The sequence below is a fragment of the Nonomuraea sp. NPDC050478 genome (genome assembly GCF_044458265.1).
GTDB classification, from domain to species: domain Bacteria; phylum Actinomycetota; class Actinomycetes; order Streptosporangiales; family Streptosporangiaceae; genus Nonomuraea; species Nonomuraea ferruginea.
Genome location: NZ_JBITHT010000002.1, coordinates 344,886 through 364,221 on the forward strand (window position 1 = coordinate 344,886; position 19,336 = coordinate 364,221).

21 protein-coding genes are annotated in these 19,336 nt (G+C 72.5%); 14 read left to right on the forward strand and 7 right to left on the reverse strand.

The window, feature by feature from the left end; genetic code table 11:
- Positions 1–172 precede the first annotated feature (172 nt).
- The 3 genes from ACIBF7_RS09630 to ACIBF7_RS09640 form a co-directional block, all read right to left on the reverse strand.
- Positions 173–661 carry a hypothetical protein gene (locus tag ACIBF7_RS09630; RefSeq protein WP_271276238.1) on the reverse strand — a complete coding sequence of 163 codons (489 nt, stop codon included), beginning with the start codon at positions 659–661 and terminating at the stop codon, positions 173–175.
- Between the two features lie 209 nt (positions 662–870).
- Positions 871–1,881, reverse strand: coding sequence for a hypothetical protein (locus ACIBF7_RS09635; RefSeq protein ID WP_271276237.1), 1,011 nt, complete (start codon positions 1,879–1,881; stop codon positions 871–873).
- Between the two features lie 142 nt (positions 1,882–2,023).
- The gene (locus ACIBF7_RS09640) at positions 2,024–3,142 is read right to left on the reverse strand and encodes an FAD-dependent oxidoreductase (protein ID WP_397196875.1); all 1,119 of its coding nucleotides are present in this window, start codon (positions 3,140–3,142) and stop codon (positions 2,024–2,026) included.
- A gap of 86 nt (positions 3,143–3,228) precedes the next feature.
- On the opposite strand from ACIBF7_RS09640, the gene ACIBF7_RS09645 reads away from it, so the two are divergent.
- The gene (locus ACIBF7_RS09645) at positions 3,229–3,777 is read left to right on the forward strand and encodes a DUF305 domain-containing protein (protein WP_397196876.1); all 549 of its coding nucleotides are present in this window, start codon (positions 3,229–3,231) and stop codon (positions 3,775–3,777) included.
- A gap of 9 nt (positions 3,778–3,786) precedes the next feature.
- Here the strand turns inward: ACIBF7_RS09645 and ACIBF7_RS09650 are convergent, their stop codons facing one another.
- The gene (locus ACIBF7_RS09650; protein ID WP_397196877.1) at positions 3,787–4,644 is read right to left on the reverse strand and encodes an SMP-30/gluconolactonase/LRE family protein; all 858 of its coding nucleotides are present in this window, start codon (positions 4,642–4,644) and stop codon (positions 3,787–3,789) included.
- A 59-nt stretch (positions 4,645–4,703) separates the two neighbouring features.
- On the opposite strand from ACIBF7_RS09650, the gene ACIBF7_RS09655 reads away from it, so the two are divergent.
- The 4 genes from ACIBF7_RS09655 (at position 4,704) to ACIBF7_RS09670 (ending at position 8,004) form a co-directional block, all read left to right on the forward strand.
- Positions 4,704–5,522: a class I SAM-dependent methyltransferase gene (locus tag ACIBF7_RS09655; RefSeq protein WP_397196878.1), complete on the forward strand. Its 819-nt coding sequence runs from the start codon at positions 4,704–4,706 to the stop codon at positions 5,520–5,522.
- On the forward strand, positions 5,519–6,169 hold the full coding sequence (locus tag ACIBF7_RS09660; protein WP_397196879.1) for a TetR/AcrR family transcriptional regulator: 651 nt from the start codon (positions 5,519–5,521) through the stop codon (positions 6,167–6,169). The genes ACIBF7_RS09655 and ACIBF7_RS09660 overlap by 4 nt, the downstream gene beginning before the upstream one ends.
- Before the next feature lie 109 nt (positions 6,170–6,278).
- Positions 6,279–7,100, forward strand: coding sequence for an MBL fold metallo-hydrolase (locus tag ACIBF7_RS09665; RefSeq protein WP_148032058.1), 822 nt, complete (start codon positions 6,279–6,281; stop codon positions 7,098–7,100).
- 76 nt (positions 7,101–7,176) lie between these two features.
- Positions 7,177–8,004 carry an alpha/beta fold hydrolase gene (locus ACIBF7_RS09670; protein ID WP_397196880.1) on the forward strand — a complete coding sequence of 276 codons (828 nt, stop codon included), beginning with the start codon at positions 7,177–7,179 and terminating at the stop codon, positions 8,002–8,004.
- Positions 8,005–8,266: 262 nt separating this feature from the next.
- On the opposite strand, the gene ACIBF7_RS09675 is transcribed toward ACIBF7_RS09670, so the two are convergent.
- Positions 8,267–9,016: a hypothetical protein gene (locus ACIBF7_RS09675; RefSeq protein WP_271276231.1), complete on the reverse strand. Its 750-nt coding sequence runs from the start codon at positions 9,014–9,016 to the stop codon at positions 8,267–8,269.
- A gap of 1 nt (position 9,017) precedes the next feature.
- Positions 9,018–9,785: a DUF4239 domain-containing protein gene (locus ACIBF7_RS09680; RefSeq protein WP_271276230.1), complete on the reverse strand. Its 768-nt coding sequence runs from the start codon at positions 9,783–9,785 to the stop codon at positions 9,018–9,020.
- A 171-nt stretch (positions 9,786–9,956) separates the two neighbouring features.
- Here ACIBF7_RS09680 and ACIBF7_RS09685 point away from each other — a divergent pair, with 171 nt between their 5' ends.
- Positions 9,957–10,298: a hypothetical protein gene (locus ACIBF7_RS09685; protein ID WP_261808604.1), complete on the forward strand. Its 342-nt coding sequence runs from the start codon at positions 9,957–9,959 to the stop codon at positions 10,296–10,298.
- A 3-nt stretch (positions 10,299–10,301) separates the two neighbouring features.
- Here ACIBF7_RS09685 and ACIBF7_RS09690 read toward each other — a convergent pair whose 3' ends face one another.
- A complete protein-coding gene (locus tag ACIBF7_RS09690) occupies positions 10,302–10,937 on the reverse strand; it encodes an Lrp/AsnC family transcriptional regulator (RefSeq protein WP_219544325.1) in 636 nt (211 codons plus the stop codon).
- Positions 10,938–11,045: 108 nt separating this feature from the next.
- On the opposite strand from ACIBF7_RS09690, the gene ACIBF7_RS09695 reads away from it, so the two are divergent.
- The 8 genes from ACIBF7_RS09695 (at position 11,046) to menC (ending at position 19,317) form a co-directional block, all read left to right on the forward strand.
- Complete coding sequence (locus tag ACIBF7_RS09695; RefSeq protein WP_397196881.1) at positions 11,046–12,620, forward strand: ABC transporter substrate-binding protein; 1,575 nt, start codon at positions 11,046–11,048, stop codon at positions 12,618–12,620.
- A gap of 2 nt (positions 12,621–12,622) precedes the next feature.
- Positions 12,623–13,705 carry an ABC transporter permease gene (locus ACIBF7_RS09700; RefSeq protein ID WP_397196882.1) on the forward strand — a complete coding sequence of 361 codons (1,083 nt, stop codon included), beginning with the start codon at positions 12,623–12,625 and terminating at the stop codon, positions 13,703–13,705.
- Complete coding sequence (locus ACIBF7_RS09705) at positions 13,702–14,577, forward strand: ABC transporter permease (RefSeq protein ID WP_148032063.1); 876 nt, start codon at positions 13,702–13,704, stop codon at positions 14,575–14,577. The genes ACIBF7_RS09700 and ACIBF7_RS09705 overlap by 4 nt, the downstream gene beginning before the upstream one ends.
- Complete coding sequence (locus ACIBF7_RS09710; RefSeq protein WP_219544323.1) at positions 14,574–15,347, forward strand: ABC transporter ATP-binding protein; 774 nt, start codon at positions 14,574–14,576, stop codon at positions 15,345–15,347. Before ACIBF7_RS09705 ends, ACIBF7_RS09710 begins: the two co-directional genes overlap by 4 nt.
- On the forward strand, positions 15,344–16,255 hold the full coding sequence (locus tag ACIBF7_RS09715) for an ABC transporter ATP-binding protein (RefSeq protein WP_148032065.1): 912 nt from the start codon (positions 15,344–15,346) through the stop codon (positions 16,253–16,255). Before ACIBF7_RS09710 ends, ACIBF7_RS09715 begins: the two co-directional genes overlap by 4 nt.
- Complete coding sequence (locus tag ACIBF7_RS09720; RefSeq protein WP_397196883.1) at positions 16,252–17,322, forward strand: M24 family metallopeptidase; 1,071 nt, start codon at positions 16,252–16,254, stop codon at positions 17,320–17,322. The genes ACIBF7_RS09715 and ACIBF7_RS09720 overlap by 4 nt, the downstream gene beginning before the upstream one ends.
- A gap of 133 nt (positions 17,323–17,455) precedes the next feature.
- Positions 17,456–18,220 carry a GNAT family N-acetyltransferase gene (locus ACIBF7_RS09725; protein ID WP_397196884.1) on the forward strand — a complete coding sequence of 255 codons (765 nt, stop codon included), beginning with the start codon at positions 17,456–17,458 and terminating at the stop codon, positions 18,218–18,220.
- Entirely contained in the window at positions 18,217–19,317 is a 1,101-nt protein-coding gene (gene menC / locus ACIBF7_RS09730; protein WP_271276226.1) for an o-succinylbenzoate synthase, read from the forward strand. The genes ACIBF7_RS09725 and menC overlap by 4 nt, the downstream gene beginning before the upstream one ends.
- The last annotated feature ends 19 nt before the right edge of the window (positions 19,318–19,336 follow it).

Genomic DNA, 19,336 nt, shown 5'->3' on the forward strand with positions numbered 1-19,336 from the left:
TATCTCCGTTGGGGGGTGGGAGACGGCCGGATCGGATGGTAACCCCGGGCGACAGCCGGGCCGGCAGAGCCGACATGACGTATACGTACACCTTGGTGCGCGCCACCGGCACCCCCGGTCATGGAAGAAGGCCCGCTCGGGCGAGCGGGCCTTCTTCGTCGCGGTCGTCTGATCAGATGGTGACCTGGTGCCAGGCGCCCCGCTTGGTGAGGTTGTTGCTGTAGTAGCCGATCTGGCTGACGCGGATGCGGACCTTGTCCACGTTGTGCTTCCAGAACGTGAAGTTCTTCACGTGGCCGGCGTTGCACAGCTTGTAGGCCCCGGCCTCGTCCCACTTCCAGTTCGGCTGGTAGAGGTGGTGGACCCGGATCTGCACGAACGCGCACTTGCCGCCCTGCTGCAGGGTGCGGAAGTCGAGGTCGTACAGCTTGCCCTTGATCCGGACGTCGTTCTTGGTGTGGGCCGGGTTCCAGTTGGCCTTGACGGTGCCCTTGGCCTTGGCCTTGAAGTTGCTGGAGTAGTAGGAACCCCAGTTCTGCGTCGGCGGGTTCATGATCAGGGGCTGCGGGTCTGTCGAGGCGGCGGCCGGAGCGCCCATGACCACGGCGGTGGCGGCGGAGGCGGCGGCGAGCGTGAGAACGGTGCGAAGCGAGCGGCGCATGACTTCTCCTTGAGGGATGAGTGCTCCCCGGGCTTCTCCCGGGGGCCCCGTGTGCTGTCGGGGTGTGCACCACCTTGATAAGGCCGACCGCCTGCCGGACGCTTGCTCGTGCGATGCCGCGCGCCTGCAGCGCACTGTATCCGTGGTTGCAAGCGCTGACTTACCGCGTTTTCCCGGCCGTCCCGGCTTCGACGGCGAGGAAAGCGCGGCTAGTAGACCGAGATGTGCGGGTGGTCGTAGTGGTTGGCCGTGGTGCCGCCGCGGTCGGTCATCACGCGCCAGGAACCCGTCCTGACGTGCCAGATCCGCTGCCGGTAGATGATGTACATGATGCCGAGGCGCCGGGCGTTCTTGATGGCCCACTCGGCGATCGCGTGGCCGCGCTGGACCTCGGCCGGCGAGGGGAAGGCGCCGCCCCGGCTGAGCATGAAGTCGCAGGCGCGGCCCAGGGGGTGCTCGCCACCGTCCTGGATGGGCCGGTAGCAGCCGATGCCCGGCCCCGTCCCGAAGCGTCGCTCGATGAGCGACTTGACCAGCCGCATGCGCGGGGTGACGTTGTCGGACCCGTCGGGGAGCTGCGGCACGAACGTGCCGTCGGAGCGGCGGCCGGGCGCCTTGTGCAGCTGGTCGATCTTGTCCCTGATCTTCTCGATCGTGGCTTCGGCCTTCTCGCGCCGGCCGGCGAGGTCCTTCACGGTGGCGTCCAGCTCGTCGGCGCGGGCCTCCGCCTCCTCCTTGGCCTGCCGGTGGCCGTCGCGCACCCGGGCGAAGCCCGACAGCTTGGCGTGCTGCTCGTCGGCGAGGTGCCGGGTGAGCGCCAGTCTGCGGATCAGGCCGCCCCGGTCCTCGACGCCGGTGAGCAGCGCCATGTTCTCGGACCCGCCGGTCATGTACTGGGTGATCGCCATGGCGCGCAGCTCGGTGGCGTGCCGGTCGAACACCTCCTGGGATCCGGCCAGCTTCTCACGGGCGGCCTTCTCGGCCTTCTCCGCCTGCTGCTGCTCCCGGCGGCCGTGGTAGTAGTCCTCGATCAGCTTGTCGGACTCCTTCTGGAGTGCGGCCAGCTCCTTCTCCAGCTTCTTGACCGAGGGCTTCGGGTCCGCGAGCGCCGTCAGGGGGACCGCCGCGGTCAGGCCGGGACAGAGTGCCGTCAGGAGGGCCGTCGTGCCCAGAACTCGGAGGAGGCCGCGCCGCCTGCCGGCGGAGGACGCAACGGCCACGCTTCTCCTTCGCCACGTGGTGCAGGACGCGTTTCCGGGCCTGGACTGCACGGGCCGGTCGCGCCCACTATCGAGGCAAAATAGTAGGGGATCTTTCGCTCACCTGTGGCCAATCATGATTTATCCGCATCGGATGTGGTGCTCAGGCGGCGGCTCTGGTGAGGAGCCGGTCGACGGCGCGGGCCACCTCCCGGCCGGCCCGGTTGGCGCCGATCGTGCTCGCGGAGGGCCCGTATCCGACCAGGTGCAGGCGAGGCTCCCGGACCGCGCGGGTGCCGTCGACCTTGATGCCGCCGCCGGGCTCCCTCAGCCGGAGCGGCGCCAGGTGGTCCAGCGCCGACCGGAAGCCGGTGGCCCAGACGATCACGTCGGCTTCCTCGTACCGTCCGCCGGGCCAGACCACGCCGCCGGGGGTGATCCGCTCGAACATCGGCCACCGGCGCAGCGCGCCCGCCTCCAGCGCCTGCCGGACGACGGGGGTGGCGCCGAGGCCGGTCACGCTGACCACGCTCCGCGGCGGCAGGCCGGCGCGGACCCGGGCCTCGACCTGGGCCACCGCCTCGCGCCTGGCCTGCTCGCCGAAGTCGTCGCCCCGCAGGTCGGGCGGCCGGCGCGTCACCCAGAACGTCTCCCGTGCGACCCCCGCCAGCTCCGCCAGCACGTGCGCGGCCGAGTGGCCGCCGCCCACCACGACCACCCGCAGCCCGGCGAACTCGGCGGGCCCGCGATAGGAGACGTAGTGCAGCTGCCGGCCGCGGAAATCCGCCGCGCCCGGATAGTAGGGCCAGTACGGGCGCGTCCACGTGCCGGTGGCGTTGACCACAGCCCGCGCGGCCCACCCTGCGACGACCTCCCCGGCACCGGCCGACGCCGCATCGGTGCTGGAGGTCACGGCGGTGCCGAGGCGGGCGGTGATCAGGAGGCGGTCGGCGGGGCCCGGCTCGACGGCGGTGACCTTGGCGGGGCGGCGCACGTCCAGGCCGAGCTCCCGCTCGTAGGCGGCGTAGTAGGCGGGCACGACGGATGCGGCGGGCCGGTCGTCGCCGTCGCGGGCCGGGTCGCGGCGGACGCCCGGCAGGTCGAAGACGCCGTGGACCTTGTCCATGGTGAGCGTGGGCGAGCGGTGCCGCCACGCGCCGCCGGGCCCGTCGTCCGCGTCCAGGACCAGCGGGTCGTAGCCGAACCGGCGCAGGAAGTAGGCGCTGGACAGCCCCGCCTGCCCGGCGCCGATCACCACCACGTCGACCTCGTCCATGTCCATGCCAACCATCCGCGCGAGCCGGCTCTTCCCCGCTGGTCGTCTACTCTGAGAGAGCGCTCTCACGTCCGTCGTCGTCAGGAGAGTCCATGCGGTGTCCCCCGGCGTGCGCGGCCCTGCTCGCCGCGTTCCTGATCACCTCGTGCGGCACGGGCGGGCACGCTCCCCCGCCCACCCCCGTGGCGTCGGCGAGCGGGTTCAACGGCACCGACGCCGCGTGGCTGCAGCTCATGATCCCGATGGCCGGGCGCGCGCTCCCGATGCTGGACCTGGGCGCCCGGCGCGGTTCCACGCCGGAGGTGCGGGAACTGGCGGCGTCGCTGGCCGGGGCGCACCGCGACGAGCTGGACCGGCTGCGCGAGCTGCGCGCCGCGGCGGGGCTGCCGGACGTGAACGCGCACGAGGGGCACGACATGCCCGGCATGGTGACAGCGGCCCGGCTCGACGCCATGCGCGGGGCCCGGGGCAAGGCGTTCGACCGGCTGTTCCTGGAGAGCGTGCGCGCGCACCTGGACCAGTCGGTCAAGGTGACCCGCGGCGAGCGGGACTCGGGCGCGGACCCGCGAGCCCTGGCCATGGCCGCCGATCTCGGACGGACGCGCACCGAGCAGTTGAAGGCGCTGTCCGCCGTGGAGTGACGGAGGAGGTCAGAGGGTCGTCTCCAGGACGGGACGGCCCCGTACTCCCGGATCGGCCGTGAACAGGGCGCCCGCGAGGGGCTGCTCCGCGCGGTCGACGCCGACCGCGGAGGTGGTGATGAACAGGCGGTCCAGGCCGTCGCCGCCGAACGTCACCGCGGTGACCTTCCGCACCGGCAGCTCGACCACCGCGTCGAGGGTGCCGTCGGGGGCGTAGCGGTGCACGGCGCCGCCGTCGAAGAGCGCCACCCACACGCCGCCCTCGGCGTCGACGGTCAGCCCGTCGGGTTTGCCCCGGTCCACGGTGACGAACGGGCGGCGCGCGGTGAGCCCGTGCTCACGGTCGTAGTCGAGGACGTCCACCCGGCCGGTCATGGTGTCGGCGTAGTAGGCGCGGTCTCCAGAAGGGCTGAAGTCGAGGCCGTTGGAGATGCCCACCCCGGACAGCACCACGGTCAGCGACCCGTCGGGCGCGGCCACGTACAGGGAGCCCTTGCCCGGGGTCTCGTCCCAGGCCATGGAGCCGATGTAGAAGCGGCCCTCGGGGTCGCAGCCGCCCTCGTTCATCCGCACCGACGGGTCCTGCCACGCCTCGCCCAGCGAGCGGAGCGGCGCGTGGAGGTCGTCGGCGTCGGCGAGCAGCAGCTCGCGTTCGGCGGCGACGAGGAACCCGCCGCCCGCGCGCGGCCTGATGACGGCGGCCAGCGATCCGGCGTGCCTGCGCCGCACGCGCCCCTGCGCGTCGAGCGCGAGCAGGTCGCCGGCCAGCATGTCCACCCAGCGCAGGCCGCCCCAGCGCGGGTGCCACGCGGGGCCCTCGCCGTGGTGGGCGACGGGTTCTGTCACGGGATGTGCGGAGATCGCCATGCGGGCATGCTAACATCATGAATGCACGTTCATGAACGCATGTTCATCCAGGAGTTGGTATGACGATCGTCAACACTCACCAGGCCGAGGCGTGGAACGGCTACGAGGGCGCCCACTGGGCCGGCCACCACGACCGCTACGACGCCATGAACGGCGTCTACAACGAGCACCTCCTGCGCTTCGTGCGCGACGGCGACCGGGTGCTCGACGTCGGGTGCGGCGCCGGCCAGCTCACCAGGCTGGCGGCGCGGCGGGGCCGGGAGGCGACCGGGCTCGACCTGTCGGCGCCCATGCTCGCCAAGGCCCGTGAGCTGGCCGCCGCCGAGGGGGTCGGCAACGTGACCTTCACCCAGGGCGACGCCCAGGTGCACGACTTCGGCGAAGGCGCTTACGACCTGGCGGTCAGCCGGTTCGGCATCATGTTCTTCGCCGATCCGGTGGCCGCCTTCCGCAACATCGGGAGCGCGCTGGTGCCCGGCGGGCGGGTGGCGTTCCTCAGCCTGCGCGACATACCGGAGCTGGTCACGGTGCTCGGCGCCATGGCGGCCCACCTGCCGCCGCCGCCCGAGTCGCCCGACGGCACCTCCCCCGCCTCGCTCGCCGACCCCGCCCGCGTCCAGGAGGTGTTCACCGCCGCGGGCTTCACCGATGTGGAGGTGACCCCGGTGGAGGCCGACCAGGTGTGGGGGCGCGACACGGAGGACGCGGCCGCGTTCCTCGCCGGGTGGGGGCCGATCCGCTACCGGCTCTCCCTCGCCGATCCCGCCTCCGCCGAGCGCGCCACGGCCGCCCTCGCGCCGGCCCTGCGCCCGTACGAGCGGGCGGGCGCGGTACGGCTGCGCGGCTACGCCAACCTGATATCGGCCGTACGGGCATGAGCCCTCGTAAAGCGGCAGCCGTCCCCGGCAGTGAGTCGTTGCCCGCGCACCTCATCGCGACGGCCGAGCGGCTGATCGCCCGGCACGGCGCGGCGGGGCTGACCGTGCGGGCCATCGCCAAGGAGGCGGGGGTCGCCGACGGGGTGCTGTACAACCACTTCGCCGACAAGGAGGAGCTGATCGCACGGGCGCTGCTGGCGCACGTCCGGACGGTGGAGCGGAGCCTCCCCGCGCTGCCGGACGGCTCCGGCGAGGGTGACCTGGAGACCGGTCTGCGGGCGTACGTCGACTACGGGGTGGCGCTGCACCTGGCGATCCTGCCCGCCTTCGCCGGGCTCCTGGCCCAGCCGGGCGTCCTGGCCCGCTTCGCCGAGCTCGGCGGCGGCCCCGGCCTCCTCCGAGGGCACGCCGAGGGGCCGGACGGTTTGCGGGGGGCGCTGACGCGTTATCTGCGGGCGGGGCAGGCGGCGGGCAAGGTCGCCGCGCGGGCCGACGCCGAGGCCGCGGCGACCATGGTGGTCGGGGCCTGCCACGAGCTCATCCTGCCGCACCTGTTCACCGGCACCCCGGCCGGCGAGATCCGGGTCCCGCCCGGCTTCGCCGACCGCCTGGTGGCGACGTGCCTGAGTGGCATCGCCCCTGGCTGAACCGTACGGGCGGGTTTGGCGTCAGCAATCGGTGGCATGGGGTCACTTACTGGACGAAAAGGGACAAAAGTCCTGCCCGACCGTTCCACCCGCAGGAGATGAGGACGCCATGCCCGCCACCGGCCGGGGGAGCCTGCTGTTCATCGGGAACGCCACCACGCTCATCCGCTACAACGGTTTCAACCTGCTCACCGACCCGAACTTCCTGCACCGCGGCCAGCGCGCCTACCTCGGCTACGGGCTGACGACCAAGCGCCTGACCGAGCCCGCGCTGCGGATCGACGAGCTGCCGCCGCTGGACGCGGTGGTGCTGTCGCACATGCACGGCGACCACTGGGACCGGGTGACCCGCAAGGGCCTGGACCGGGACACGGAGATCGTGACGACCCGGCACGCGGCGCGGCGGCTGGGCCGGCAGGGGTTCAAGCGGACGACGGGCCTGTCCATCTGGCAGCAGCACGAGCTGCGCGGCCCCGGCGGGTCGGTGACGATCACCGCGCTGCCGGCCCGCCACGCGCCCGGCTCCGCCGAGACGCTGCTGCCTCCCGTCATGGGGAGCATGCTGGAGTTCTGCGACTCGGAAGGGCTGCCCGACCTGCGGCTGCTCATCAGCGGCGACACGCTGATGGACCGGCGGCTGGAGTCGATCCCGATCCGCTTCCCCGACGTCGACGTGGCGGTCGTGCACCTGGGCGGCACGAAGCTGCTCGGCCTGATGACGGTCACGATGGACGGCGAGCAGGGCTCCCGCTACGTCGACCTCGTCGATCCCACCACCGTGGTGCCGGTCCACTTCGACGACTACGCGGCGTTCGCCTCGCCGCTGAGCGACTTCAAGCAGCACATGCTGAGCTGCGGCCTGGACGATCGCGTGGTCTATCTGGAACGGGGCCAGAGCCTCCAGCTGACCGGGCGCCGTTCCAGCGTCTGAGCCCTTGCCTTAACACCAGGCGCGTGGTTCACTGCACTCAATGGAGATCGGTGCTCTCTGATTGGAGCGGTGAACTATGGAAGCGCTGGACGTTCCCGGCGGCCGGATCGCGTACCGGGTCAGCGGCGAGGGCCCGCTGGTGGTGCTGGTCCACGGTATGGGCGACACCCACCGCACCTTCCGCCACCTGATCCCCCGGCTGGCCGGCCATCGGGTCGCGGCCATGGACGTGCGCGGCTACGGCGCCTCCGGCACCGGCTGGCCCGGGTACGGGGTGGACGCGATCGGCTCCGACGTGCTCGCCCTCATCCGCCAGTTGGGCGGCCCGGCGACGGTCATCGGCCACTCGATCGGCTGCTCGTCGGCGGTCTGGGCGGCGGCCGAGTCGCCGGAGTCCGTCTCCGGCCTCGGGCTCATCGGCACGTTCTCCGGTGAGACGAGGGTCAAGGCGTGGATGCGGGCGGCGTCCTGGCTCGTCGGCAGGAACGCCGGGCTTTGGGGGATGTTCCTGCGTACGAGCTACCCCTCGGCCCGGCCGGACGACTTCGACGCGTACCTGGCGGAGCTGAAGGCGGCCCTGCGCGCGCCCGGCGGCATGGTCCCGCTGCGCGCGCAGATCGCGCTCTCCCTGGCCGGGGTGGCGAACCGGTACGCCGAGGTCACCCAGCCGTCCCTGCTGGTGATGGGCGGTAAGGACGCCGACTTCCCCGACCCCGCCGGCGACGCCGCCCGCACCGCCGCCAAGCTCGGCGGCCCTGCCGAGGTACGCGTGATCGACGGCGCGGGCCACTACCCGCACGCCGAGATGCCCGACCAGACCGCCGAGGCCCTGCTCCCCTTCCTGGCAACGGTCACGCCACCCCTTGCGACCCACCACCGAAACGACCGCGCACCGACCAGCTGACCCGCAATCACCGAGCGGCACTCACCCGACCGGGGTGGTCGGGGTGAGTGACTGAGGGCGGGACAGCACCCACCCGACCGGGACACCCACCCGGCCTGGACCAGCGAGCGGCACTCACCTGATCGGGTAGTCGGGCGGAGCTTGCCCGGCTTGGATCAGCGCGGGGTTCACCCGGCCGGGCGGGCAGTGGACGTCTGATGCCGGCGGGCCGGCTCCTTTGCCTGTGTCGAGGGCGACCGGCGGTCAGGCCGGTTGTGGGTGGTTATTTGACGGCGCCGAAGGCGACGGCGGTGGCTGAGGCGATCACGGTGGTCAGCACCGCCATCAGCAGGACGGTGGCGAGGGGGTTGGGCCGTCCTGGTGGGTCGGGGCGGGCGGCCACGATCCTCAGGTTGGAGGTGGGGGTGGGCTCGGCCTTCGTGGGGGTCGGGGTGGGGGTCACGACGGGCGGCGACACCTGGGAGGCGTGCCAGGTGCTCTCCGGGGCGGGGGTGGCGCGGCATCTGCCGATGTGGACGTGGGAGCGCGGGGTCTCGACGCACACGGCGTCTCCGTACACCCGCACGTCAGGCACCGACACCAGCGGCCCCGGCCGCCGCTTCCCCGGCACCCGGCCCTCCCCGACGGAGACCCCGGGCGGCTCGACCCGGGGTTTCGACACCCGGGGTTTCATTACCCGAGGCTCGGCCAGCCGGGGCTTCGACAACCGGGAATCCGGCGTCCGGGACCTCGGCCGGGACAGGTTCCTGGCCAGCCGTTCCGCCCGCTCCCCCAGCTCGGCGGGGTCCGGCGGGCCGTGATCGGCACGTACACCTGTCACGGACCAACGCCCGGCGCGATACGACGCGCCCTCGACACGGCTGACACGCACGGGCGGGAGATCCGAGGGCGCGACGGGACGGACGAGCGGTGGGGCGGGGCCGCTGCCGCGCGCCGCCGGCTCGGCGGGCAGGCAGGCGGAGAGGGTCAGCAGGGTGATCGCCACCAGCAGGGGGGCGAGGGGACGTGGCATGTCAGACGCCTCCGGCGATGCGGGCGAACTCGTTCAGCGCCGCCGTGAAGGCTTCCGGGCCGACTGCCAGAGGACCGTCGAAGGCGCGGGCGATGTCCCAGGTCAGGTAGGTGCCGAAGCCCAGGAGGGCGGCCATCGCCGCCAGCGGCAGCAACGTGATCCCGCGCGGCCGGGCCCCCGCGAGGAACGGGAAGAAGATCACCGCCAGCCCGGTCAGGACCGTGAGGGACAGGAGCCCCGCCGGCGGGGTGGCGGCGGCGTCCGCGGCACGCTGGGCGCGGGCCGCGCCGATGGCCGAGAGGTGGCCGAGCGTGGTGGTCCTGGCCTCCCGCTCGTCGTCGTCGTCCGAGGTCAGCTCGATGATCCGGGAACGCAGCTCGTCGAGCCTGACGCCGCCCATCGGGTCGAGCTCACCCCGGGCCATCCGCGGCCATTCGTCCTCCACGACAAAGGTCGCGTACTCCCGCAACCCGGTGCGGATCGGCTCCACCATGACGGACGGCAGCCCGGCGGCGGCCCAGTAGGCGTCGACCACGGCGCGGCTCTCGACCTGGGTGTTCTGTCTCGCCGCGTCGGCGGTGGTCCAGGGGACGATCACGGCGATCGCGAAGACCAGCAGGAACAGCGCCGAGAGCATGGCCCCCGCGTGCCCGGCAGACGGCCCGTCGGCGCCGCGGTCGTCACTCCCCTTGCCCGCCAGCCGGAACGTGAAGGCGGCGGCCCCCACCAGGGCAACCGCCGCCATGACCGAGAACACGTACGCCACCATGACGATCTCCTCGTTACCGACGGTGATTTGACCAACACATTAAGCGATGTGATCGGAATAGCCAAGGATTCGCCGGGCCCGGCTGGACGGATCGCCGCCCAGCCGGTCGCCGTCGCGCCATCCGTCCAGCCGGTTCCCGGCCGCGGGCGCGCAGCCTCCACGATGGAGCGCGTGAACCTACTCAACGGCCGCAAATTCGTGATGGTGAGCTCGACCGCGAGCAAGGTGGACCCCGACAGCCCCACCGAGTTCGAGTACTGGGAGGAGGACGGCCTGGTGTGGGGCAGCTACACCGGCGACACGGTGACCCTCGGCCGCTTCGTCGGCACCCGGGAGGGCGAGCGGGTCTCGATCTCGTACGTGCACGCGCTGGTGGCGGGCGGCACCGCGGCGGGACGCAGCGACAGCCGGGTGGAGAACGAGTCGGACGGCAGGCTGCGCCTGGTGGAGGAGTTCATGTTCGCCGGTGACGACACGCCGCACGTGAGCGTGTGCACCGAGGTCGTCGCCTGACCGTCAGGTGTCCTTGCGCAGCGCCGCCCTGCCCTCGGCGGCCTGCACGAAGCGCATCTTGCCCAGCGGCACGTCCCCCGGCGTCTCGGGGGCGGGCCGCCGGGCGGGGCGGGCCCGCTCGCGGTCGCTCGGCAGCACGTAGGGCCGCTTGAGCACCTCGTCCAGGATGAACACGGTCTCGGTGGCCTTGACCGCGGGGATGTTGGCCAGCCGGTCGGTCACCATGGCGTGCACCTCGGCCACGTCCGCCACCCTTACCAGGATCATCGCGTCGTGCTGCCCGGTGGTGATCGCGCAGTACTCGACCTCCGGCATGCGCGCCAGCTCGGCCCTGAACTGCTTCCACATCTGCTGCCGGACGGTCACGAAGATGAGCGCGGTGATGCCCAGTCCGGCCTTGACCGGGTCCACCTCGGCGGTGAAGCCCTTGATGGCCCCCTCCGCGCGCAGCGCCTCGAAACGGGTGTAGGCGTTCGCCCGGGAGATGCCGACCCGCTCCGCCAGGGACGCGACCGAGATCCTGCCGTTCTCGCGGAGGACCTCAAGGATCTTCATATGGGTGGAGTCCAGGTCGAGCCCGATGCCGATCCGTCCAGGGTGCGTGCCCCCGGTACCACCATTTCTGGAAATTTCAGTCATTGTTACCTCGCACTCATTTATATCCGTCTCAGTGACCGCACAGAACCTGGACAGATTGACGGACAATCCTGGGCGTTCCCGTTCGAACCGTCCACTTGGAGGACCTACATGGCGACCCGCTCGCAGACGGCGGCAGTGCTGCTCGCCGGTGCGCTCGCCCTCGCCGCCTGCGGAAGCGGCGGCGCACAGGCCCCCGCCGCGCAGAGCGGCGGCAAGACCCTCGTCATCGACACGTCCTTCGACCTGAAGACGGCCGACCCCGGACGCACGTACGAGCCGACCGGCCTCATCGTGGGCAAGGCCACGTACGAGACGTTGCTCACGTTCGACGGGTCGGACGTGACCAAGCCCGTCCCCGCCCTCGCCGAGTCCTACGAGCTGTCCGACGACGGCAAGGTGCTGACGCTCAAGCTCAAGCAGGGAGCCACGTTCGCCGACGGCTCCCCGATCACGGCCGACGACGTGGTCTTCTCGCTCACCCGGGTCCGTGACATGAAGGGTAGCCCGTCGTTCCTGCTCGACGGCGTGGAGGTCGAGAAGACCGACGACACGACGGTCACGATGACGTCGGAGAAGGCCAACGCCGCCCTGCCGTACATCCTGCCGAACCCCGCGCTCGGCATCCTCAACAGCGACGTGGTCAAGGAGAACGGCGGCACCGCCGACGCCCAGGACAAGGCCGAGCAGTACCTCAACGCCAACTCGGCAGGCTCCGGCCCGTACCAGATCGAGACGTTCAACGTCAGCAGCCAGGTCGTGCTGAAGGCGAACCCGCAGTACCACGGCGACAAGCCCGCGTACGAGAAGGTCGTCATCCGCAACGTCGAGTCGGCGACGCAGAAGCTCAACGTGCAGCGCGGCGACAGCCAGCTGGCGCTGAACCTGTCCGGCGACCAGGTGGCGAACATGCCGGACACGCTGCAGGTCAAGAAGACCGCCTCGGCGAACGTCTTCTTCCTGCTGGCCAACCAGGACTCCGAGATCAGCGACGTGACGACGAACGCCAAGTTCGTCGAGGCCGTCCGCAAGGGCGTCGACTACTCGGGCCTGCTGGAACTGGCCGGCGAGGGCGCGGCCAGGGCGCCGGGCGTGATCCCGTCCCAGATCCTGGGCGCGCTGACCGAGGGCGAGGCGGTCCAGCGCGACGTGGAGGGCGCCAAGGCGGCGCTGGCCGAGAGCGGGCTGTCCAACCCGACGGTCAAGCTGGAGTACCCGACCGAGCTGACCGTGAACGGCCTGTCCTTCCAGCCGCTGGCCGAGCGCGTGCAGGCCAACCTCAAGGAGGTCGGCATCACGGTGGACCTCCAGCCCGCCCCGGTGACGACGGCGCTGGACAACTACCGCAACGGCAAGGAGGAGATGGGCCTGTGGTACTGGGGCCCTGACTACCCCGACCCGAACGTCTACCTGGCGTTCCTGCCCGGCCAGCTCGTCGGCGAGCGCGCCGGGTGGAAGGCCGGCGCGAACAAGGAACTGGAGGAGCTCGGCGAGAAGGCGGCCACCGCGATCGGCGACGACGCCCGCACGCAGGCCTACCAGGAGGTGCAGCGCAAGCTGAACGAGTCCGGGCCGTTCGTCCCGCTCATCCAGCCGAGCCAGAACATCGTCGCGGCCACCTCGGTCACCGGCATCGAGTACCACCCGGTGTGGCAGGTCGACGTCGCCGACCTGGGCGTGCAGTAGAAGTGCCCGCGAGCGTGGAGAAGGGCGCGACGGTCACCCCGCCGCGCCCCCGGCGGCCGGCGCTGCCGCCGCTGGCCCGGTTCCTGATCCGCCGGGTGCTGATGGCCATCCTCCTCGCGTGGGGGGTCACCCTGGTGACGTTCGTGCTGACGAACCTCGTACCAGGCGACCCCGTGGCGGCGAACCTGGGCCAGCGGGCCATGAACGACCCGGAGATCGTCGCCCAGTGGCGGGCCGAGCACGGGCTGGACAAGCCGCTGTGGGAGCAGTACGGCCTGTACCTGCAAGGGCTGGTCCAGGGTGACCTGGGCGACAGCCAGCAGAGCCACCGGCCCGTCAGCCAGGACCTGGCGGAGGCGGTGCCGGCCACGCTGGAGCTGGCGGGCGCGGCCATCCTCATCTCGCTGGTGCTCGGCGTGGCCTTCGGCGTGATCGCCGCGCTGCGCCGCGACCGGCTCTCCGACCACCTGCTGCGGCTGCTGAGCCTGATCGGCATCTCGGTGCCGACGTTCTGGCTGGCGCTGGTGGCGTTCTACGTGTTCTTCTACCGGCTGCAGATCACCCCGGGCAGCGGCCGGGTGGACCCGGCGCTCGGCGCGCCGCCCCCGGTGACCGGGCTGCACACGGTGGACGCGCTGCTGGCCGGCCAGTGGGACGTGTTCGGCTCCGCCGTCGGCCACCTGATCACGCCCGCGCTGGTGCTGGCGCTCTACACGATCGGGCTGCTGACCCGGTTCACCCGCTCGGCGGTGCTGGAGGTGCTCGGCCAGGACTACGTACGCGCCGCCCGCGCCAAGGGCCTGCCGGGACGGGTGATCCTGTTCCGGTACGTGCTGCGCTCGGCGCTGGTGCCGGTCATCACGGTGGCGGGCCTGGCGTTCGGCAGCCTGCTGTCCGGCACTGTCCTGGTGGAGGCGATCTTCGCCTGGCCGGGCATCGGCCAGTACGCCTACAAGAGCGCCACCACGCTCGACCTGCCCGCGGTGATGGGCGTCGGCCTGGTGGTGGGCGTGGTGTACCTGGTCATCAACCTGATCGTGGACGTCCTGTACGGCGTGATCGACCCCCGAGTGAGGTTGCGATGAGGCGGGATCCCCTGGCCCGCAAGGGGCTGCTGGGCCGGCTGCCGCAGGCCTGGCGGCAGCCGCTCGCCGTGTCCGGCGTGGTGATCGCGGTGGCCTGGCTGGTGATCGCGGTGGCGGCGCCCTGGCTGGCGCCGCACGACCCGCTCGCCCAGGAGCTGCCGCGGCTGGCGCCGCCGGGGCCCGATCACTGGTTCGGCACGGACCAGCTCGGGCGCGACATCCTGTCGCGGGTCATGCACGGGGCGCGGGTGTCGATCCCGCTGACCCTGGCGCTGGTGGCGCTGTCGTTGCTGATCGGCGGTCTCCTCGGCGCCTGCGCCGGATATTTCGGCCGATGGGTGGACGAGACGATCATGCGGCTGGCGGACCTGGTGTTCGCGTTCCCGACGGTGATCCTGGCCATGGTGGTGGCCGCGGCGCTCGGCGCCAGCCTCACCAACGCGGTGCTGGCCGTGCTGGTCGTGGCCTGGCCCGCGTACGCGCGCGTCACCCGCGGGCTGGTGCTGGGCGTGCGGGAGCGGGAGTTCGTGCTGAGCGGGCGGCTGCTCGGCTTCTCCGCGTGGCGCTCGCTCCGCGTGGACGTGCTGCCGAACGTGACCGGCCCCATCCTGGTGCTGGCCACGCTCGACATCGGCACCGCGCTGCTGCTGCTGTCCGGCCTGTCGTTCCTGGGGCTGGGCGCCAAGCCGCCGTCGCCCGAGTGGGGGGCGATGGTGTCGTCGGGCGTCGAGGTGTTCGACAGCTGGTGGGTCGCCACCTTCCCGGGCCTGGCGATCCTGACCGTGGTGCTCGCGTTCAACTTCCTCGGCGACACCCTCCGCGACGCCCTCGACCCCCGGACCGCTCGCGCGATCAAGGAGCGTGCGCTGTGACGCTGGCGATCACTGACCTGAAGGTGACGATCGGCGGGAAGGACATCCTGCGCGGCGTGGACCTGACGCTGGAGCCCGGCCGGGTGCACGGCCTGGCCGGCGAGAGCGGCTCGGGCAAGACCATGACCGGGCTGGCCGTGCTCGGCCTGCTGCCGCACGGCTCCCGCGTCACCGGCGGCATCGCGCTGGAGGGGCGCGAGCTGCTCACGCTGCCGCCCAAGGAGCTGAACAAGGTGCGCGGCGGCGAGGTCGCCATGGTCTTCCAGGACCCGGCCACCAGCCTGCACCCGATGCTGACCGTCGGCAGGCAGCTCACCGAGCACATGCGCCACCACCTCGGCCTCGGCAGGGCCGAGGCTCGGGACCGGGCCGTCGAGCTGCTGCGCAAGGTCCGCATCCCCGGCGCGGAGGAGGCGTACCGGCGCTATCCGCACCAGTTCTCCGGCGGCATGCGGCAGCGCATCGCGATCGCGGTGGCGCTGGCCTGCTCCCCCAAGGTGCTCATCGCCGACGAGCCGACGACCGCGCTGGACGTGACCGTGCAGGCGGGCGTGCTGCGGCTGCTGCGCGGGCTCTGCGACGAGCTGGGCCTGGCGGTGCTGCTGGTCACGCACGACCTCGGCGTCATGTCGGCGGTCGCGGACGAGGTGAGCGTGATGAAGGACGGCCTGGTCGTGGAGACCGGGCCGCGCTCCCGGGTGCTGCGCGAGCCGGATCACCCGTACACTCGCACGCTGCTGGCGTCGCTGCCCGACGCGGAGGTCTCATGAGTAGCCTGCTGAAGATCGACGACCTGGTCGTCGAGCACCGCACCCCCGGCCGGCCCGTGGTCAGGGCGGTCGCCGGGGCGAGCCTGGAGGTGCGCGCGGGCGAGGTGGTGGGCCTGGTCGGCGAGTCCGGCTGCGGCAAGTCCACGCTGGCCCGCGCCGTGGTCGGGCTGAACCGGGCCGCCTCGGGGTCGATCAGCTTCGAGGGGACGCCGGTGACGCCGCTCGGCCTGCGCCGCAGGACGATGACCGGGGTCCAGATGGTGTTCCAGGACCCGTACGCGTCGCTGAACCCGCGCCGCCGGGTCGGCGACCAGATCGCGGACGGGCTGCGGGTGGCGGGCGACGCCACGAGCAGTCCGGCCGACCTGCTGGAGCGGGTGGGGCTGCCGCGCGAGTTCGCCTCCCGGCACCCGCACGAGTTCTCCGGCGGGCAGCGGCAGCGGATCGCGATCGCGCGGGCGCTGGCCGCGCGGCCGCGGCTGCTCATCGGCGACGAGCCGATCTCGGCGCTGGACGCCTCCGCCCAGTCCCAGGTGGCCACCCTCATGCGGGACCTGGCCGTCTCCTCGGGGGCGGGGCTGCTGTTCATCAGCCACGACCTGTCGGTGGTGCGGCTGATCGCCGACCGGATCGCGGTCATGTACCTGGGGCGGATCGTCGAGGTGGGCGACACGGCCGAGGTGTGGGCCGAGCCTCGTCACCCGTACACGCAGGCCCTGCTGGGGGCGATCCCGAAGCCGGACGGGATGGGGGTGCTGCCGGCCGAGCTGCCGGGCGACGTCCCCGACCCGGCGGACCCGCCACAGGGATGCCGGTTCCATCCCCGGTGCCCGCTGGTGATGGACGTGTGCCGGGTCAAGGAGCCGGAGTTCGGGCCGGTCGCCTGCTGGCTGCACGAGCCGTCGTGACCCCGCCGGACCCCTCCCAGCCCCCGCCGGACCTCCGGCCGGTGGGCGGCGTGCGGGAGGAGCGGACGCGCCCCGCCGTGTCCGTTCCGGTCTCCGGAGGGGACCGGCTGAGTGCCGTGCGGGCGGGGATGGCGGCGGACGGGATCGACGCGCTGGTGCTGCGGCCCTCGCCGGACTTCCGGTTTCTCGGCGGGCGCGGTGACGGCTTCCTCGTGGTGACGATGGACGGGGCCGCCGAGACCGCGGACCCGCGCCCGTACCTGCCGCCGGGGGTGCGGCGGGTCGGGGTGGACCCCGAGATGCGGGTGCGGGAGCTGTTCGGGCTGGCCGTCGACGCGGAACTGGTCCCGGCCGCGCAGGTGCTCGCGCCCCTGCGGCTGCGGAAGGAGCCGTACGAGGTCGCGATGGTCGAGCGGGCTGCACTCGCCGCCGACTCCGTGCTGGCCTGCGCCCCTGAGCTGTCCTGGTTCGGCGCCACCGAGCGGGCCATGGCGACCCGGCTGCGCGTGCTGGCGCTGGAGGCGGGGTGCGAGGAGGTGCTGTCGGTGCGGGTCACGGCCGGTCCAGGCACCGCCGCGCCGGGGAGCGCCCCATCTGACCGGGTGATCAATCCGGGGGACGCGCTGCTGGTGTCGCTGAGCGCGCGCTGGGACGGTTACTGCGCCGAGGTGGCCCGGGTGTTCGCGGTCGCCGAGCCGCCGGAGGACTACGACGCCGTGTACTCGGTCGTGGTGGCGGCCCGCCACGCCGGGATGGCGGCGGCCCGGCCGGGCGTGCCGGCCGCGGCGGTGGCGGCGGCCGTGGCGCAGGCCGTCGACGACAGCGGCTACGGCCGGTTCGCGGCGCCCGGGGCGGGCCGGGGCGTCGGGCTGGGCGCCGACGAGAGCCCCCGGCTGCGCGCGGACGACGACACGCCGCTGGAAGCGGGCATGGTGCTCTGCCTGGAACCGGCGATCTACGTACCCGACCTGTTCGGCGCCCGGGTGGCCGACATCGTGGCGTGCACGGAATCCGGCCCCCGCCCCCTGACCACGGCCCCCTCCTCCCTCCCCGTCCTCGAACGCTGACCCCGCCCAGCGCGGGCTCCTCGGGCGGGGCGACGAAGAAGCCCGCCGTCTTGGTATGCCCGGACGAATCCCGGCGGGGGTGCGGTGGCATAACGTCGCGGTGACATCCGACCCACGGAGAGGGCCGACAGCTTTGAACGCCATCAGAGAGCTCCACGGCATCGCGGAGTTCGAGCAGGTCATGGCGCTGTTCGAGGACATCTGGCACTTCGAGCCGGCCGGGCGGCCGATCACCGCCGAGCTGATGCTGGCCATGGCGCACGCGGGCAACTACGTGGCGGGCGCCTTCGACGGCGAGCGGCTGGTGGGCGCGTCCGTGGCGTTCTTCGGCGCGGACGCCACGCTGCACTCGCACATCACCGGCGTGCTGGGCTCCCCCGGCACCGGGTTCGCGCTGAAGCTGCACCAGCGGCAGTGGGCGCTGGAGCGCGGGGTGCGCCGGATCACCTGGACGTTCGACCCGCTGGTGCGCCGCAACGCCCACTTCAATCTGGCCAAGCTGGGCGCCCGGCCCGAGGAGTACCTGCCGGCCTTCTACGGCGTCATGGACGACGCGATCAACCAGGGCGACGAGGCCGACCGGGTGCTCGCGGTCTGGCCGATCACCGACCGGCGCGTCGAGGCCCTCGTCTCGGGGGCGCGCTCCCCCGTACCGGTGCCGCCGGACGCGGTGGTGGCCCTCGCCGGCGAGGGCGGGCGCCCGGTGCCCGGCCGCGCCGACGCCGCCACCGTCCTGGTCGCCGTGCCCGAGGACGTCGAGCGCCTGCGCCGCACCGACCCCGGCACGGCCAAGGCCTGGCGGCATGCCGTACGGGAGACGCTGGGTGACATGCTGGCTGAGGGACGCAGAGTCACCGGATTTCACGACAAGTCGTACTACGTAGTGGAGAGAGCGTGAAGATCACTGGAGTCGAGCTGCGCCGGGTCGCGATGCCGCTGGTGGCCCCGTTCCGCACCTCGTTCGGCACCGAGACGGCCCGCGACGTGCTGCTGGTGCGGGTGGTGACGCCCGACGCGGAGGGCTGGGGCGAGTGCGTGGCCATGTCGGAGCCGCTCTACTCCTCCGAGTACGTGGACGGCGCGGCCGAGGTGATCCGCCGCTTCCTCCTGCCGAGGCTGCCCGCGAGCGTGGACGCGCAGTCCGCCGGCCGGGCCATGGAACCGGTCAAGGGACACCGGATGGCCAAGGCCGCGCTGGAGACGGCCGTGCTGGACGCGCAGCTGCGGGCGTCGGGCGAGTCGTTCGGCCGCTACCTCGGGGCGTCACGCGACCGGGTGCCGTGCGGGGTCTCGGTGGGCATCATGGACTCGATCCCGCGGCTGCTCGACGCGGTGGAGGGCTACCTGTCCGAGGGGTACGTGCGGATCAAGCTGAAGATCGAGCCCGGCTGGGACATCGAGCCGGTCCGCGCCGTCCGCGAGCGCTTCGGCGACGACGTGCTGCTCCAGGTGGACGCCAACGCCGCCTACACCCTGGCCGACGCCCGCCACCTGGCCCGCCTGGACGCCTTCGACCTGCTGCTCATCGAGCAGCCGCTGGCCAACGACGACTTCGTCCAGCACGCCGCGCTCGCCCGCCGGTTGCGCACCCCCGTCTGCCTGGACGAGTCCATCGAGTCGGCCGAGCACGCGGCGGCGGCGATCGCCCTCGGCTCCTGCTCCATCATCAACATCAAGCCCGGCCGCCTGGGCGGCTACCTGGAGGCCCGCCGCGTCCACGACCTGTGCCGGGCCAACGGGATCGCGGTGTGGTGCGGCGGCATGCTGGAGACGGGCCTCGGCCGCGCGGCGAACGTGGCGCTGGCGGCCCTGCCCGGCTTCACCCTCCCGGGCGACACCTCCGCCTCCCGCCGCTACTTCGCCACCGACCTCACCGAGCCCTTCGAACTCTCGGACGGCCACCTGGCAGTGCCGACGAGGCCTGGCCTCGGCGTGGACCCGATCCCGTCCATCCTGGACGAGATCACCACGTCCAAGGAGTGGATCCCCCTCTAGTACGGCAGCCGCCATTCAT